This window comes from Endozoicomonas sp. 2B-B (assembly GCF_053470045.1).
On sequence record NZ_JBLZMU010000001.1, the window covers coordinates 654,099 to 671,709 of the forward strand.

The 17,611-nt window shown below is 46.1% G+C and carries 14 protein-coding genes; 3 read left to right on the forward strand and 11 right to left on the reverse strand.

Translation table 11 applies throughout. The annotated features are described in order from the left end of the window. Window positions 1-17: 17 nt before the first annotated feature. From ACOMHB_RS02655 to ACOMHB_RS02705, 11 genes are all read right to left on the reverse strand, one after another. Window positions 18-1,034, reverse strand: a complete 1,017-nt coding sequence (locus ACOMHB_RS02655) for a hypothetical protein (protein ID WP_448215385.1) — start codon at window positions 1,032-1,034, stop codon at window positions 18-20. A gap of 401 nt (window positions 1,035-1,435) precedes the next feature. Beyond that, entirely contained in the window at window positions 1,436-2,626 is a 1,191-nt protein-coding gene (locus ACOMHB_RS02660; RefSeq protein WP_448215386.1) for a hypothetical protein, read from the reverse strand. Between the two features lie 218 nt (window positions 2,627-2,844). Next, window positions 2,845-3,852: a hypothetical protein gene (locus tag ACOMHB_RS02665; RefSeq protein ID WP_448215387.1), complete on the reverse strand. Its 1,008-nt coding sequence runs from the start codon at window positions 3,850-3,852 to the stop codon at window positions 2,845-2,847. Window positions 3,853-4,269: 417 nt separating this feature from the next. Next, window positions 4,270-5,037 carry a hypothetical protein gene (locus ACOMHB_RS02670; protein WP_448215388.1) on the reverse strand — a complete coding sequence of 256 codons (768 nt, stop codon included), beginning with the start codon at window positions 5,035-5,037 and terminating at the stop codon, window positions 4,270-4,272. After that, on the reverse strand, window positions 5,034-5,231 hold the full coding sequence (locus tag ACOMHB_RS02675) for a hypothetical protein (protein ID WP_422442098.1): 198 nt from the start codon (window positions 5,229-5,231) through the stop codon (window positions 5,034-5,036). Before ACOMHB_RS02675 ends, ACOMHB_RS02670 begins: the two co-directional genes overlap by 4 nt. A gap of 225 nt (window positions 5,232-5,456) precedes the next feature. Further along, window positions 5,457-6,743, reverse strand: a complete 1,287-nt coding sequence (locus tag ACOMHB_RS02680) for a hypothetical protein (RefSeq protein ID WP_448215389.1) — start codon at window positions 6,741-6,743, stop codon at window positions 5,457-5,459. A gap of 341 nt (window positions 6,744-7,084) precedes the next feature. Beyond that, window positions 7,085-8,551 carry a hypothetical protein gene (locus ACOMHB_RS02685; RefSeq protein ID WP_448215390.1) on the reverse strand — a complete coding sequence of 489 codons (1,467 nt, stop codon included), beginning with the start codon at window positions 8,549-8,551 and terminating at the stop codon, window positions 7,085-7,087. 72 nt (window positions 8,552-8,623) lie between these two features. After that, window positions 8,624-9,763: a hypothetical protein gene (locus ACOMHB_RS02690; RefSeq protein WP_448215391.1), complete on the reverse strand. Its 1,140-nt coding sequence runs from the start codon at window positions 9,761-9,763 to the stop codon at window positions 8,624-8,626. 328 nt (window positions 9,764-10,091) lie between these two features. Then, window positions 10,092-11,306, reverse strand: coding sequence for a hypothetical protein (locus ACOMHB_RS02695; protein WP_448215392.1), 1,215 nt, complete (start codon window positions 11,304-11,306; stop codon window positions 10,092-10,094). A gap of 122 nt (window positions 11,307-11,428) precedes the next feature. Next, the gene (locus ACOMHB_RS02700; protein ID WP_448215393.1) at window positions 11,429-12,553 is read right to left on the reverse strand and encodes a hypothetical protein; all 1,125 of its coding nucleotides are present in this window, start codon (window positions 12,551-12,553) and stop codon (window positions 11,429-11,431) included. Window positions 12,554-12,743: 190 nt separating this feature from the next. Next, window positions 12,744-13,340 (reverse strand): arylesterase, encoded by a 597-nt coding sequence (locus tag ACOMHB_RS02705; protein ID WP_448215394.1) that lies wholly within the window; start codon window positions 13,338-13,340, stop codon window positions 12,744-12,746. 139 nt (window positions 13,341-13,479) lie between these two features. Between ACOMHB_RS02705 and ACOMHB_RS02710 the strand changes: the two genes are divergently transcribed. The 3 genes from ACOMHB_RS02710 to ACOMHB_RS02720 all read left to right on the forward strand — a co-directional run bounded on the left by ACOMHB_RS02710 (window position 13,480) and on the right by ACOMHB_RS02720 (window position 17,523). Further along, window positions 13,480-14,223, forward strand: a complete 744-nt coding sequence (locus ACOMHB_RS02710; RefSeq protein ID WP_448215395.1) for an ABC transporter ATP-binding protein — start codon at window positions 13,480-13,482, stop codon at window positions 14,221-14,223. Beyond that, window positions 14,220-16,706, forward strand: a complete 2,487-nt coding sequence (locus tag ACOMHB_RS02715; protein WP_448215396.1) for an ABC transporter permease — start codon at window positions 14,220-14,222, stop codon at window positions 16,704-16,706. The genes ACOMHB_RS02710 and ACOMHB_RS02715 overlap by 4 nt, the downstream gene beginning before the upstream one ends. Before the next feature lie 472 nt (window positions 16,707-17,178). Continuing rightward, window positions 17,179-17,523 (forward strand): hypothetical protein, encoded by a 345-nt coding sequence (locus ACOMHB_RS02720; RefSeq protein ID WP_422136458.1) that lies wholly within the window; start codon window positions 17,179-17,181, stop codon window positions 17,521-17,523. Window positions 17,524-17,611: the final 88 nt, after the last annotated feature.

Sequence of the window (17,611 nt, forward strand, 5' to 3'; positions counted from 1 at the left end):
TTGCATTTATAGTCTTGTTACATCTTCGCTGAAAATGCACTATCGGGAAGATTACGATTAATCGAATGTTCGATATTGAGGATTGTTAATAGAGGATCTTCGTTATTCTGAATATACGTTTGAGGAGCCACAAAAAAGTGTAAAGATAAATCAGCATTTTGCTCGTATTCACTGACCACATTCATAATGGCTGTGAGTGCATTCATTAAATTACTATGTTGATTATTAAAATGCAGTGGCAGAGGCAGGTGTATATCATTAAAAAGCATTGCTGGGGTTCCCCATACCAGATGAATATTCGTGGACTCTGAACAGCTGCTGTAACGATTGAAGGCTTCTGGAATAATAGCTGCAAGCATCACCGGCGTGACTGTGCCAGCGGCAGCCTGATTGCCCTCATCTGCTGCAACCGTTTGAGTAATGATCAGCTGTATCATATTTCCTTCCTGAATAGCTTGAAAAACAGCAGTAAGATCGATCGTCAGTGAGGCGTTCTGAAACTCAGCAGTGAGCAGGTGAGTCATTCCCATATATGACAGGTCTGGCCATTGAGATGGGTCTATTTTCGCCGCTCTTTCACGAGACAGAGCCTCTACCCTAAAATGGATTGGCGTCTTTAACATTAGTGTCTGTCCGGCTCCCGCACTGCACGCTGCCAGATACATTTTTTCCAGGAACTCCATCTGCTTTTGCTTTTGCTCCACCATCTCAAATAGCTTTGGCAGACGTTCCTGATCCCCCTCATCTAACTTAAAATTGACATGATCTATCCCTCTGATATTGCTCATATCTACAAGATTAGAAGCAATTAGCTCAGCCAATCCCTTGGAAGATGCATCGCCATCTTCTTGTGTTTCTGCACGCTGGATAGCATCAATAACCCTACTTTGGACTTTAACCTGGACAATCAACGAATCACCATTTTCACCCTTCTCTACCGCCGAGAATCTATAGGGTATCGGATCAAACGCCTCGGGATCAGGTATCTCAGAGTTCGTTGCTCCGGTGGTGTTCTTAGCTGCAGAGCTTTTCATATCTTCATCAGCAGAGGATGACGGACCAGAAGGTGAAGTAGAGTTCCCGGAATCACAGGTTCGGCAGAAAAGCTCTTTGCCGCACCTCTCACAGGTACAGGGGGAAGCCAGCACTTGCACGCTAAGTAACAAAACAAATAAAGAAAGCCATCTCGATTGATGAATAAAATAAAGATGCATATACCAATGCGCCCTTAATAAAAAAACGAATATGAGCATAGACTAAAATTTTGCACTGCAAGCCAGGGCATTTCATAAAGAAAGGCAAGCTCAGCCCGAACCGATAATACGACAGCTCGCCCAGGATCAGAGGTTAGTATGCGGTCAAACCGCACTGTCAGACTCAGCAGAACAAACGTTTCATGACTGCTGAGTCTGTGAGGATTGCACTTATAGTCTTGTTACATCTTCGCTGAAAATGCGCTATCGGGAAGATTACGATTAATCGAATGTTCGATATTGGGGATTGATAATAGAGGATCTTCGTTATTCTCAATATACGTTTGAGGCGTCGTAAAAAAGTGTAAAGATAAATCAGCATTTTGCTCGTTTTCACTGACCACATTCATAATGGCTGTGAGTGCATCCATTAAATCATCTTGATTAAAACGCAGTGGCGGGGGCAGGTTCATATCATTATAAATCATTGGCGGGGTTCCCCATACCAGATGAATATTCGAAGACTCTGTTTGTTCACGGCGCCATAAGAGGGTTTCTGGAATAAGAGCTGCAAGCATCACCGGCGTGACTGTGCCAGCGGCAGCCTGATTGCCCTCATCTGCTGCAAGCGTTTGAGTGATGATCAGCTGTATCATATTTCCTTCCTGAATAGCCTGAAAAACAGCAGTAAGATCGAACATCAGTGAGGCGTTCTGAAACCCAGCAGTGAGCAGGTGAGTCATTCCCATATACGACAGGTTTGGCCATTGAGATGGGTCTATATTCGCGGCTCTTTCACGAGTCAGAACCTCTGCTCTTTCATGGATTATACTCCTTGCCATTATTGTCCGTTCGACTTTTGCACCACGCGCTGCCAGAAACATTTTTTTCAAGAACTCGATCTGCTTTTGCTTTTGCTCCACCATCTCAAATAGCTTTGGCAGACGTTCCTGATCCCCCTCATCCAACTTGAAATTTGCATGATCTAACCCGCTGAGATTGCCCATATCTACAAGATTAGAAGCAATTTGCTCAGCCACTGCCTTGGCAATTGCATCGCCATCTTTTTCTGTTTCTGCACGCTGGATAGCATCAATAACCCTACTTTGGACTTTAACCTGGACAATCAACGAATCACCATTTTCACCCTTCTCTACCGCCGAGAATCTATAGGGTATCGGATCAAACGCCTCGGGATCAGGTATCTCAGAGTTCGTTGCTCTGGTGGTGTTTTTAGCTGCAGAGCTTTTCATATCTTCATCAGCAGAGGATGACGGACCAGAAGGTGAAGTAGAGTTCCCGGAATCACAGGTTCGGCAGAAAAGCTCTTTGCCGCACCTCTCACAGGTACAGGGGGAAGCCAGCACTTGCGCGCTAAGTAACAAAACAAATAAAGAAAGCCATCTCGATTGATGAATAAAATAATGATGCATATCCCAACTCGCCCTTAATAAAAAAAACGAATATGAGCATAGACTAAAATTTTGCACTGCAAGCCAGGGCATTTCATAAAGAAAGGCAAGCTCAGCCCGAACCGATAATACGACAGCTCGCCCAGGATCAGAGGTTAGTATGCGGTCAAACCGCACTGTCAGACTCAGCAGAACAAACGTCTCCTGACTCCTGAGTCTGTAATGATTGCATAGTCTTGTTAGATCTTCGTTGAAAATGCGCTATCGGGAAGATTACGATTAATCGAATGTTCGATATTGGGGATTGATAATAGAGGATCTTCGTTATTCTGAATATACGTTTGAGGCGTCGTAAAAAAGTGTAAAGATAAATCAGCATTTTGCTCGTTTTCACTGACCACATTCATAATGGCTGTGAGTGCATCCATTAAATCATGTTGATTAAAACGCAGTGGCGGGGGCAAGTTCATATCATTATAAATCATTGGCGGGGTTCCCCATACCAGATGAATATTCGGAGACTCTGCTTGATCACGGCGCTGAGTGGGGCCTTCAATAAGAGCTGCAAGCATCACCGGCGTGACTGTGCCAGCGGCAGCCTGATTGCCCTCATCTGCAGCCGCCATTCGGGTAATGATCAGCTGTATCATATTTCCTTCCTGAATAGCTTGAAAAGCAGCAGTAAGATCGAACATCAGTGAGGCGTTCTGAAACTCAGCAGTGAGCAGGTGAGTCATTCCCATATACGACAGGTTTGGCCATTGAGATGGGTCTATATTCGCGGCTCTTTCACGAGTCAGAGCCTCTAATCTTTTATGGATTGTACTCCTTCGCATTATTGTCCGTTCGACTTCTGAACCACGCGCTGCCATAAACATTTTTTTCGAGAACTCGATCTGCTTTTGCTTTTGCCCCACCATCTCAAATAGCTTTGGCAGACGTTCCTGATCCCCCTCATCCAACTTAAAATTCACATGATCTATCTTGCTGTGATTGCCAATAGCTACAAGCTTAGAAGCAATTAGCTCAGCCAATGACTTGGTACATGCATCGCCTTCTTTCTCTACTGCTGCCCGCTCGATAGCATCAATAACACTCTCTCGGACTTTAACTTGAACAATCAACGAATCACCATTTTCACCTTTCTCTACCGACGAGAATCTGTAGGCTGGCAGATAAAACTCTTCGAGATCAGGTCTCTCAGAGTTCGTTGCTCCGCTGGTGTTTTTAGCTGCAGAGCTTTTCATATCTTTATAAGCACAGGATGACGGACCAGAAGGTGTAGAAGTAGAGTTCCCGGAATCACAGGTTCGGCAGAAAAACTCTTTGCCGCACCTCTCACAGGTAAAAGGTGCAGCCAGCACCTGCGCGCTAAGTAACAAAACAAATAAAGAAAGCCATCTCGATTGATGAATAAAATAATGATGCATACACTAATTCGCCTTTAATAAAAAAACGAATTTGAGCATAGACTAAAATTTTGCACTGCAAGCCAGGGAATGTCTTAAAGAAAGGCAAGCTCAGCCCAAACCGATAATATGACAGCTCGCCCGGGATCAGAGATCAGTTTATGATGCGGTCAAACCGCACTGTCAGAATCAGCAGAACAAACATCTTCTGACTCCTGAGTCTGTGATGGTTGCAGTTATTGTCTTATTCCAGCGTCACAACTGATCAGTGGCAGATCCGCTATCGGGAAGATTACGATTGATCCAATCTTCGATATTGGAGGATGGCAGTAGAGGATCTTCGTCGGGCGGAATAGACGTTTGTGGGATCAAATGAAAGTGTAGAGATGCATCATTATTGTGCGAGTTTTCAGCAACTACCTCCATGGTGGCTGTGAGTACGCTCATTAGGTTTTGTTGATTTACACGCAGCGGCTGCTGGGTTCCGATGAACAGGTGCATATCTGTAGACTCTGCATCACCCTCCGTAGCAGGGTCTGGAATAATAGCTCCATGAATCTCCAGCAGCCTGGTTGTGGCGGCTGCGGCAACCTGATTGCCCGCATCTGCTTCCACCATTTGAGCAGAAATGCTCAGTTGTATCATATCTCCTCTCTGAATAACCTGAAAAACAGAAGCAGGATCCATCGCCAGTTGTGAATTCTGAAACCCGACACTGAGCAGATAAACCTTTTTCATATATGACATGTTCGACGATTTAAATCGGTTTTCTTTCGAGTGTCTCTTACGGATCAAAGCTCTTGCCTTTTCATGGATTGGCATCCTTTCTGTCTCTGTAGCTCCTGCACTAAGTTCTGCCTGATGCAGCCTTTGCATCATCTCCGGCTGTGCTTGCAGCGGAGCCCACGAGTCCATCAACTCTTTCCACAGCTCCCTGAACTCTAAAATGTTCGTCTTGTCCTGAGCAGGTATCTCATCGTTTGTTGCTTCGGTGGCCTTCTTTTCGGCGGCAGAGCTTTTCAAACCTTCATCAGAGAAGGATGGCGGATCATGGGGTGGAGAAGCAGACTTTCCGGAATCACAGGTTTGGCAGAACATTTGCCCATCTTTACCGGGCTCGCTCTCTTTGCCGCAAAGCTTACAGTGGGTAGCCGACACTTGCAGGCTAAATAACAAAACAGATAAAAAGAGCCATCGCGATTGATGAATAAAATCATGATGCATATCTCAATCCGCCTTTAATAGAAAAACGAATCTGAGCTTAGACTAAAAATTTTCCTTTACAGCCGGAAAATTTCTTAAAGAAAGGCTCGTCCCGTCCGGCCCGATGATTTGAGGGGCTCTTCCGGGAGCGGAGGTTAATTCATGATGTGGTCAAATCACGTCATCAGAACAAACGTCTTCTGATTCCTGAGTCTGTGATGATTGCACTTATTGTCTTCTCACAGCTTCGGTGACAATGCGCTATCAGGAAGATTACGATTAATCGAATGTTCGATATCGGGGATTGATGATAGAGGATCTTCGTTAATCTGAATATTGATTTGAGGGCTTAGAAAAAAGTATAAAGATAAATCGGCACCGTGCTCGTATTCACCAGCCACCTCCTTAGCGGCTATGAGTATGTTCATTAAATTTTGTTGATTAACATGCAGTGGCTGCTGGGTCCCGATTAACACGTGCATATCCATAGACACTGTATCATCGTCTGTAGCAGGAGCTGGCATAATTGCGCCAAGCATGAACAGCCTGGTTGTGCCTGCGGCAGCCTGATTACCCTCATCTGCTGCCACCCTTTGAGTAACGATAAGCTGTATCATATTTCCTTCCTGGATAGCCCGAAAAACAGAAGTAAGATCCATCATCAGCAGGTCATTCTGATACTTAATACTGAGCAGGAGAGTCATTCCCGCATCTGACAGGTCTGGCCATTGAGATGGGGCTATTTTCGTGGCTCTCTCGCGAGTCAAAGCTATTGCCTTTTCATGGATTGGCATCTTTTCTTTCTCTACAGCGCCTGAACCAAGCGCTGCCTGATGCAGTTTTTGCATCATCTCCTGCTGCTCTTGCAGCTGATCCCGCACCTCCATCTGCTTGAAGTCACGTATAAAAAATGCCAGGGAGTTATGCAGTTCTTGATGATCCTGCATCTCTAACTGCTTTTGAAAGTGACGTATAAAAAATGCCAGGGACTTATGCAGATGTTGATGATCTCGCCTCTCCTTTTTCTGATGACAGTGATGCTCCTCCTTGAAACTGATGTCCAGCTGATTCACCTTCAGGTTTCTGGCAATCTTTGCCATATTCTGAGCAAGTACTTTAGCAAGTGACTTGGCATATGCATTGCCATCTTTTCGCTCAAAAGCATCTACAGTCCTGTCACTGACTTCAACTTGAACATTCAACAGATCTTCATTTTCATCACTCATTACCCAGATCCCGAAGGGTGACGAATCTGACTCTGAGTGATCAGATAACTCATCGTCCGTCGCCTCAGTGGCATTCATTCTGGCTGCGGATCTTTTCAAACCTTTATCAATAGTGGATGACGGACTGGGAGGTGGAGAAGTAAGTTTCCCGGAATCACAGGTTCGGCAGAACATTTGCCCATCCTTACCGGGTTCACTCTCTTTGCCGCAATTCCTGCAGGGGGTAGCCAGCACTTGCAGGCTAAATAATAAAACAGATAAAAAGAGCCATCTCGATTGATGAATAAAATAAGGATGCATATCTCAATCAGCCCTTAATAAGAAACGAATGTGAGCATAGACTAAGTACTCAACCATACGAAATCATATTTTCTGACTTATAGTTCAGTCACTCTGACTGCGTTACAACTCTGGCCACATAGCTTGCTATGTTCCCGTCGTTGCGCCTTGCAGAGCACCTGCCCAATAAGCCAGAAATATTCGATTCCGTATAGCTGAGTACTTAAAATTTTGTTTTTCCAGCCAGAAAACTTCTTAAAGAAAGGCCAGTCCGGCCCAACCATCCCGTCAGCATAGAACAGAGTCATCAGAACAAACGTCTTCTGACTCCTGAGTCTGTGATGATTGCACTGATAGTCTTGTTACAGCTTCGGTGACAATGCGCTATCGGGAAGATTACGATTAATCGAATGTTCGATATCGGGGATTGATAATAGAAGATCTTCGTTATCCTGAATATACGCTTGGGGGGGCAGAAAAAAGTGTAAGGATAAATTGTGCTCGTTTTCAGCGAGTATCTTCATAATGGCTGTAAGTGTGTTTATTAAATTATCTTGATTAACATGCAGTGGAAGGGTTCCCAATAACAGATGCATATTTATAGGCACTGTTTGAGCGTTCATAATAGGGTTTGGAATAATAGCGCCATGTATCAAAGGCCTCACTGTGCCTGCTTCAGCCTGATTACCTTCATCTGCTACCGCCGTTTGAGTAACGATCAGCTGTACCATATTTCCTTGCTGAATAGCGTTAAAAACAGAAGTAAGATCGATCGTCAGTGGTGAATTCTGAAACTCAGCACTGAGCAGGTGAGCCATTCCCATATCTGACAAGTCCGGCCATTGAGATGGGTCTATTTCCGCAGCTATTTTACGACTCAGAGATTCTGCCTTTTCATGGATTGGTGTCTTTATTAGTCTCACTGAAACAGTATCTTCACTAAGCAACGCCTGATGCAGTTTTAACAAGAACTTCAACTGCGTTTGCCTCAGCTTCAACCTCCCCAGTTGCTTTTGCCCTTGCCCCGCTACCTCCAATAGCTTTTGTACTTGCTCCACTATTCCCAACAGGTTTTGCAGGCGGTCCCTATCCTCCCGCTTATCCAATAGCGTTGGGGAGCCTCCCTCTTCCCGCTCAACTTTCAGAACATCCAACTTAATGAGATCGTAAAGATCTGTGAGATTCAGAGCAATTAGATCTGCCAATGTGGCATACACATCGTAATCGTCATCTTCCCGCTCAAATTTCAGAATATCCAACTTAATGAGATCGTAAAGATTTATGAGATCCAGAGCAATTAGCTCAGCTAATGTGGCATGCAAATCGCTATCTTCCCGCTCAGCGGCATAAACAAGCATGCTACCGATTTGAACTCGGGCAATTAACTCATCATTGTCGTCCTTCTCTAAGAACAGGAAATTATAGTTTACCGGATATAACTCGGGAGCAGGTATCTCAGAGTTCGTTGCTCCGCTGGTATTTTGAGCTGCAGAGCTTTTCAGACCTTCATCAGCGGAGGATGACGGATCAGGTGGTGGAAAAGCAGACTTCCAGGAATCACAGGTTTGGCAGAACATTTGCCCATCCTTACCGGGCTCACTTTCTTTGCCGCAATTCCTGCAGGGGGTAGCCAGCACTTGCAGGCTAAATAATAAAACAGATAAAAAGAGCCATCTCGATTGATGAATAAAATAAGGATGCATATCCCAATCAGTCCTTAATAAGAAACGAATGTGAGCATAGACTAAAATTTCGCCTTTCCAGCCAGAAAATCGCTTAAAGAAAGGCCAGTCCCGCCCAACCATCCCGTCAGTATAGGACAGAGTCATCAGAACAAACGTCTTCTGACTCCTAAATGTGTGATGATGGCAGTTATTGTCTTATTCCGACGTCAAAAGGCCTTACTTAGTGGCAAATCCGCTAACAGGAAAATTAGGATTAATAGAATTCTCAATATTGGGGATTGATGACAGTGGATCTCCGTTATCCTGAATGTTGATTTGAGGGCTAAGAAAAAAGTGTAAAGATAAATCAGCATTGTGCTCGTGTTCACTGACTACATTCATAACGGCTGTGAGTGCGTTCATTAAATTATCTTGATTAACATGCAGTGGCGGGCTTCCCAATAACAGATGCATATCTGCAGACTTTGTTTGACCTGCCATAAAAGGGTTTGGAATAATAGCGGCGAATATCAGAGGCGTAACTGTGCCTTCGGCAGTCTTATTGCCCTCATCTGCTACCGCCATTCGAGTAATGATCAGCTGTATCATGTTTCCTTGCTGAATAGCTTGAAAAACAGAAGTAAGATCCATCATCAGTGGGGAATTCTGAAACTCAGCAGTGAGCAGGTGGACCATTCCCATATCTGACAGGTCCGGCCATTGAGATGGGTCTATTTTCGCGGCTCTTTCACTAGTCAGATCTTCTACCCTTTCATGGATTGGCATCTTTACTATTTTTGTTCCTTCAGCAGCTCCTGCACTGAGCACTGCCTGGTGAATTTTTTGCGAGAACTTCAACTGCTTTTGCTTTTGCTCCACCATCTCCGATAGCTGTTGCAGTCGATACCCCTCCATAAACTTGATTTTCAGATGATCCACCTTCATAAGGCCAGCAAGATTTATCAGCCTTTGAGCAATATACTCAGCCAGTGCATCGCCATTTCCACGCTCAAAAGCATCGATAGCCAAGCCACTCAATCGAGCTTGAGCAACAAGCACATCATCATTTTCATCTGCGTCAAACGACAAGATCCTGAAAGGGAACACATAAAACTTGGGAAAAGGATTCTCAGAGTTCGTTGCTCCGGTGGCGTTTTTAGCTGCAGAGCTTTTCAAACTTTGATCAGCGGAGGACGACGGATCAAGAGGCGGAGAAGCAGACTTGCCGGAATCACAGGTTCGACAGAACATTTGTTCGTCCTTCCCGTGCTCAATTTCTTTGCCGCAATTTTTACAGGGTGTAGCCAGCACTTGCAGGCTGGATAACAAAACGAATAAAGAAAGCCATCTCGATTGATGAATAAAATAATAATGCATATCTCAATTCGCTCTTAATGAAAGACCGAACTTGAGCTTAGATTAAAATTTTGCACTGCCAGCCAAAAAGTCTCCTCCAATATGAAATGAGCTTGGAGGTGAACCCGGTTTCCAATTTGAAAAAGCAGGAAACTTCCGCAGAAACCATTACCGGCGAACGGCGAAAAAAAATTGCTTTGAAGACTCTGTAACTGACCAGAGGTTGCGCGTCAGTCTGGCAGACGGTTTAATCGCTGTCAGCGTAGAGAAGAGTCAGCAGAACAAACGTCTTTTGACTTCTAAGTGTCTGATGATTGCCGTTATTGTCTTATTCCGACGTCAAAAGGCTTTACTTGGTGGTAAATCCGCTAACGGGAAGATTAGGATTAATCGAATTCTCGATGTTGGGGATTGATGATAGAGGATCTTCGTTAACCTGAATATTGATTTGAGGGCTCTGAAAAAAGTGTAAAGATAAATCAGCATTTTGCTCGTTTTGACCCGCTATCTCTATTGTGGCTACGAGTACGTTCATTAAATTTTGTTGATTAACAAGCAGTGGCTGCTGGGTTCCGATTAACAGGTGCATATCCGCAGACTCTGTATCAACGTTCATAGCAGGGTCGGGAATAATAGCGCCAAGCATCAACCAGGTAGGTATGACTGCGGCAGCCTGATTGCCCTCATCTGCTGCCACGTTTTGAGTAATAATCAGCTGTATCATATTTCCTTCCTGAATAGCCTGAAAAACAGAACTGAGATCCATCATCAGTTGGTCGTTCTGAAACTCAGTACTAAGCAAGAGAGTCAATCCCATAGCTGACAGGTCAGGCCATTGAGGTGGTTCTATTTTCATGACGCTCTCACGAGTCAAAGCTCTTGCCTTTTCATGGATTGGTCTCTTTTCTGTCTCTGCAGCTCCTGCACCAAGCGCTGCCTGATGCAGCTTTTGCATCATCCCTGTTTGCTCTTCCTCACCCCGACGCTTCATTTGCTTTTCACATTGATAGATAAAATATGCCAGGGACTTATGCCAGTGTCGATGATCCCACTGCTCCTTTCTCTTATGACCGTGATGCTCATCCTCGAAACTCATGTCCAGTTGATCCACCTTCATGTTTCTGGCAATCTTGTCCATAATCATAGCGAGCAACTTGGCAAGAGCCTTAGTATATGCTTTGCCATCTTTCCGCTCAAAAGCGTCCATAGTCTTATCAGTGACTTGAACTCGAGCCATCAACACGTCTTCATTTTCATCTTTCGCTAACAAGATCCTGAAGGGTAACGGATCTAAACATGAGGGGGCAGGTATCTCATCGTTCGTTGTCATGGTGGCGCTCTTTTTAGCTGCGGAGCGTTTCAAACGTTTATTAGTGTGGGATGACCGACTGAGGGCTGGATAAGTAAGTTTTCCGGAATCACAGGTTTGGCAAAACATTTGCCCATCCTTACCGGGCTCGCTTTCTTCGCCACAATTTTTACAGGGGTTAGCCAGCACTTGTATGCTAAATAACAAAATAAATGAAAGAAGCCATCTCAATTGATGAATAAAATAAGGATGCACATCTAAATCCTTCCTTAATAAAGAAACGAATGTGAGCATAGACTAAAATTTTGAACTGCCAGCCCGAAAATTTGTTCAAATAAAGTTGAGTCCCGTCCGACCCGATGATGTGAGGGACTCTTCTAAAGGCCTTGCTTGGTGGCAAATCCGCTAACGGGAAGATTAGGATTAATCGAATTCTCGATATTGGGGATTGATGATAGAGGATCTTCGTTATCCTGAATATTCATTTGAGGGCTCTGAAAAAAGTGTAAAGATAAATCAGCATTGTGCTCGTTTTGACCCACTATCTCTATTGTAGCTATGAGTACGTTCATTAAATTTTGTTGATTAACATGCAGTGGCTGCTGGGTTCCGATTAACAGGTGCATGTCCGCAGACTCTGTATCACCGTTCATAGCAGGGTCGGGAATAATAGCACCAAGCATCAACCAGGTAGGTATGCCTGCGGCAGCCTGATTACCGCCATCTGCTGCCACCGTTAGAGTAATAATCAGCTGTATCATATTTCCTTCCTGAATAGCCTGAAAAACAGAAGTAAGATCCATCATCAGTTGCTCGTTCTGAAATTCAGTACTGAGCAGGAGAGTCATTCCCATACCTGACAGGTCAGGCCATTCAGGTGGTTCTATTTTCGTGGCGCTCTCACGAGTCAAAGCTCTTGCCTTTTCATGGATTGGCCTCTTTTCTGTTTCTGCAGCTCCTGCACCAAGCGCTGCCTGATGCATTTTTTGCATCATCCCCGTTTGCTCTTCCTTAAACCGCCCCCTCATTTGCTTATGAACGTGACGGATGAAAAATACCAGACAATCATGCCGGTGTTGATAATCCGGCCCCTCCTTTTTCTTACGACTGTGATGCTCTTCCTGGAAAGTCATTTCCAGTTCATTCAGATTCATTTTCCCGGCAATCTTTGTCAGATACCGAGCAAGCAATTTGGAAAGTGTTGTATATGCATTGTCATCTTTGTGATCAAAAGCATCGAAAGTCTCGTCGCTGAGTTGAATCCGGGCATTCAACACATCTTCATTTTCATCATTCATCAACAAAATCCTGAAGGGTGATGACGGACTGGGAGGAGGAGCAGTAAGTTTTCCGGAGTCACAGGTTTGGCACAACATTTGCCCTTCCTTACCGGGCTCGCTCTCTTTGCCGCAATTTTTACAGGGTGCAGCCAGCACTTGCAGGCTAAATAACAAAACCAATGAAAGAAGCCATCTCGATTGATGAATAAAATAACGACACATGTCTGAATCCGTCTTTAATAAAAAAACGAATGTGAGCATAGACTAAAAATTTCAACTGTCAGCCCGGAAATTTGTTCAAATAAAGTTAAGTCCCGCCCAACCCGATGATATGAAGAGCTCGTCCAGGATCGGAGTTTGCCGACGTCAGCTTTTTCCCAGGCCTGCTGGCAGACGATCGGGCGATTCAATTTTACTCCAGGAGTGGCTGGAGACCAGTCCAGACATTTTCGAGCAGTTTTGGCTGTGCTTCGGCAGTTGGGTGAATGCCATCGGGCTGATTCAAGTCACTGTTACCCGCTACTCCTGCCAGAAAGAAAGGCACAACAGTCAGATTATAGGTTTTGCCCAGTTCCTGAAAAATATTTGTAAATTTACGGGTGTAGAGCGGACCATAATTGGGAGGGATCTGCATCTCAAACAGAACTGTTCTGACTTTGTTGGCCTGAGCCATTGCAATCATTTTTTCGAGATTCTGTTTCGTACTCTTTAGAGAAGTACCCCGCAGTCCGTCGTTTGCCCCTAATTCCAATAGCATGAGGTCAGGCTTATATTTATCCAGTGTCGTTTTTAGTCGGCTCAAGCCTCCTGCTGTTGTCTCACCACTGATACTGACATTGACCACTTTCCAGTTGGGGTTGGTTTGTTGCATTTTTTGCTGTAATAAATAAACCCAGCCTTGATTAATTTCAATACCGTAAGCCGCACTGAGACTGTCGCCGTAGACCAGCAGGGTTTTCTCAGCAGCAGCCGCTGCACCAGAGCCTAGTGCGAAACATCCGATAAGCAACCATGAACGTATTAAAAAGCATAAGCGAAGAAAACTATTTTGTGTCATCTTCGAATATGAACGCGGGCAACGAAAACTATTTTTCACGGAACACAACCGCCCAATAACAATTAATTTAAACATCGGCAAACAACTGCGTATGACCATTAGCACAGAATCCTTCATTGCCGTTTCGGCACAATCCCTGAGTAAAACAGTGACAGCCCAGAGTGGTTCGCTCACCATCTTGTCCGGACTCGATCTCAAGATCAAGTCCGGAGAGTCTGTCGCCATCATCGGGACTTCAGGGTCCGGAAAATCCACTCTGTTGGGCATTCTTGCCGGTCTTGATCTGCCTACTGAAGGCGAGGTGGCTCTGGCTGGTAACCGGATTGATCATCTCGATGAAGACGGCAGAGCCCGGGTCAGGGCCGATCATACCGGTTTTGTTTTTCAGTCTTTCCATCTTCTGCCTAATCTGACGGCTCTGGAAAACGTCATGTTACCCCTGGAACTGGCAGGAAAAGAGAACGCAGAGGCAGATGCCAGAACGTTACTCGACAGGGTGGGTTTATCTGAAAGGCTGAGCCACTACCCAAAACAGCTATCCGGCGGAGAGCAGCAGCGGGTTGCCATTGCCAGAGCTTTTGCCGGGCAGCCGGAGATATTGTTTGCTGACGAACCGACGGGCAACTTGGATGAGAAAACCGGGGAAAGCATTATCGACTTGCTCTTCGAGGTGAACCGTGAGAACAAAACGACACTGGTTCTGGTGACTCACGATTTGCAGTTGGCCCACCGCTGTCAACGAGTTTTAAAGTTGACCCGGGGGCATCTGGAAGAAGAGATAGCCAAAGCGAAGGCTGAAGAAAAGCAAGTTGAACATCCCGGAGCACTGAAATGAGTCAAAGTCTTTTGCTTTCGTGGCGTTTTCTGCTGAGGGACTGGCGATCCGGTGAACTCTGGCTGTTGATGTTATCCCTTCTGATGGCCGTGAGCGTCAGCACCTCTATTGCGATTTTCAGTGACAGGCTTCAGCTTTCATTGGGTCGACAGGTAGCCGAAGTGATGGGTGCGGATCTGGTCATCAGCAGTTCCAAAAAGCTGTCTGAACAGGTCAGTCAGGCCATAGAGAACGAACCTGTTGAACAAGCCACTGTTCTGGAATTTCCGTCGGTGGTTATGGCTGGAGACCAGATGCAGCTGGTGTCAGCAAAAGCAGTCACCCTTAATTATCCTCTGCGTGGACACATGCGAACGGCTGATCAGCCTTTTGTAGCGGATGAAGTGACTGAGGATACGCCCGGAGAAGGAGAAGTCTGGTTGGAACCCAGACTGTTTCCACTATTGGAAGTGGAAGTGGGCGACACCCTTCTGCTAGGGGAAGCAGAGTTCAAAGTCGCGCGAGCGATCACTCTGGAAACCGATCGTGGCAGTGGCTTTTACAGTCTGTCACCCCGTCTGATGTTTAACATTAACGATCTGGATGCGACTGGAATTATCCAGCCGGGAAGTCGGGTTCACTGGAAAACATTGATTGCAGGTGAAGCAGAACAGCTGGCCATATTTAAAAGTAAGGTTGAGCCCCTTTTATCCGACAGCGAAAAACTGAATCTGGCAGAAGACGATCGTGAAGACCTGCGCGGTTCTGTCGTCCTGTTAAAGCAGTTTCTGGGACTGGGCAGTATTGCGGCCATGCTTCTGGCCGGTATTGCGGTTGCTATGTCCAGCCGTCGATTTGCTGAACGACGCTTTGATGGTATCGCAGTGATGCGGTGCATGGGCGCACAGCAGAATCAGCTTATGCAGATTTTTGTCGGAGAACTGCTCTGGATGGCTGTTCTGGTTTCAATACCCGGTGTCATCATTGGCTGGCTGCTACAGGCTGGGGTGGTCAAACTGCTGGCGAATGTTTTGCCCCCATGGCTCCCTGAGGCCGGTCCTGTGCCCATGATAGTGGGTGGTTTGACCGGCATTATTACACTGGTCGGATTTGGCCTGGCGCCATTACTGAGACTGAGGGACGTTACGCCACTGAGGGTACTCAGGCGTGAGCTGACACCAGCCGCCGCAAGCGTCTGGTCGGTGTATGGGTTGTCTCTGATTACCATGCTGATGCTGCTCTGGTATCACACAGGCCAGTTGTTGATGACAGTGGGAATGATTCTTGGAGTCAGCGCCGTCATATTACTCATCACGCTGGCGATCAAAGCCGGACTAACAAGCGTTCATCGTCGCTTGTCTGGGCAACCCGTACCCATGCCCTGGCGGCTTGGTCTGAAACGTCTGCTTCAGGAACAGGGACAAACGTCTGCCCAGTTAACAGCTTTCACCCTGACGTTCATGGCTATGGCTCTGGTGCTTTTGGTAAGAACGGATTTGCTGGAACGCTGGCAACAACAATTACCTGAGAAAACCCCCAACTACTTTGCGATCAATATTCAGCCAGCAGAAGTGAAATCCTTTCAGAACTTCTTGCAGAGCAATGATATAAACGGAACCACTCTCTATCCTATGGTTCGGGGTCGACTGATTGAAATCAATGGACTCTCGGCCAAAGAGGCTGTTTCAGAAGAGCAGAGGAATCATAACTCCCTGCATCGTGAGCTGAACATGACCTGGTCAGACCAGCCCTCATCTGAAGTCGAGGTAGTGGCAGGGGAGTGGTGGCAACCGGGTGATACCGGTGAGATTTCCATTGAGAGGTCTATTGTTGAGCATCTGGGGGTTGGGTTGGGTGATGAACTGACGTTTATGATTGCAGGTACTAAAGTGACTGCCAAAGTCACCAGTGTCAGGGAAGTTCAGTGGGAGTCTTTCCAACCCAACTTTTACATGATTTTGCCAGAAGCCGCGCTGAAAGGTTTGCCAGCGACCTGGCTGAGCAGTTTTTATCTGCCACAGCAGGATCGGCTGGTGTTGAATGAACTGGTTCGACAGTTTCCAACCATCAGTCTGCTGGATATGGACGCTGTTATCAGTCAGGTGCAGGTGATGCTTGAGCAATCCATTCTTGCGGTGGAAGCCATGCTTCTGGCGCTATTACTGGCGGGTTTACTGGTTCTGGCATCGGCCATAGAAGCCAGTCTTGATACCCGACTGCGTGAAGGGGCTCTGATTCGATCTCTGGGTGGCAGCAGAAAGCAACTTGTGATCATGCAGGTAGGCGAGTTTTTCATTCTGGGGGCATTCTCCGGCATGATGGCTGTGGTGGGCACAGAAATCTGTAGCGGGTGGTTGAATGTGCAGGTCTTTGAGCTATCCTGGCAGCCAGCTATCTGGCTCTGGTTTACGCTTCCCATTGTCAGTGCCTTGCTGATTGGCCTATCGGGCTGGCTTGGCATCAGACGTGTGCTAAGGCAGTCGCCTGGCGTTGTTCTCAAGTAGTTTTATGTTGCAAAACTTCAACAGCTCGTTCCCACGGCGAAGAGAGTTTCGCGACACCCTCAGAGCGTGAGAACGAGTTGTTAGAGTTTTGCGACACCCACTGGTTGGCAGGGAGTGATTCATTGATGAGCTGGTTGTTTTTTGATCAGTTCTTCAATGAAGCCAGATTCAGAGGCAGTTTCTCACTTATCCACAGTTCATTCAGGGGTTTGATCAGGGTTTTTGTGGAAAAGTGGATAACTTTTTTGAAGCAGTGGTTTTTCCGGTCATCTGTGCCTTCTGTTCAGATGCTGGAAAACGGGTCGATTTTCTCTATGGGCATTTATGATGTCCATGTTACAGTGATTTTACGGATCACTTTCTGAACGCTGTCGAAGTGATCTTCATCCGCAGTATTGCTCAAGCCTGAAGACAGCCGTAAGTCTTCTGATAACGAGTTCCGGGTGTTCTATATGGACTGAGGAGACACTCCATGACTGATCAGGAAGAAGCTTATCTATCCCTTTTGTGTCTGCGCAACAGCACTTTTCGGATTGCTCAGTTGTATTGGACCTATATCAAGCTTCGTTCCCTGACGGGGCAGGCTCCTCCCATTCTTATCATTATGCTGAGTGTCCTCTGGGAAAAGCAGCAGGGACTCCATAACAGACTGCTGGCGGCTTACCCGGAAGATATGGCCGTTGAAAAATGGCATGGACAGGATGAAATGAATGATCGATTGGGTGATATGAGCCGGGAGACCCAGGAAGATCTTCAGAGAATTTGCCAGACAGAAATGCAGATGCTGCAACTGGTCGGCATGATGATGAAGCAATAGCGATCCAGTGGAATTGATATTTTTCCCACCTTTAAGAGCGTTTCGCAAAGCTCCTGCAACTCGTTCCCGCCAGGCGTGGGAACGCATC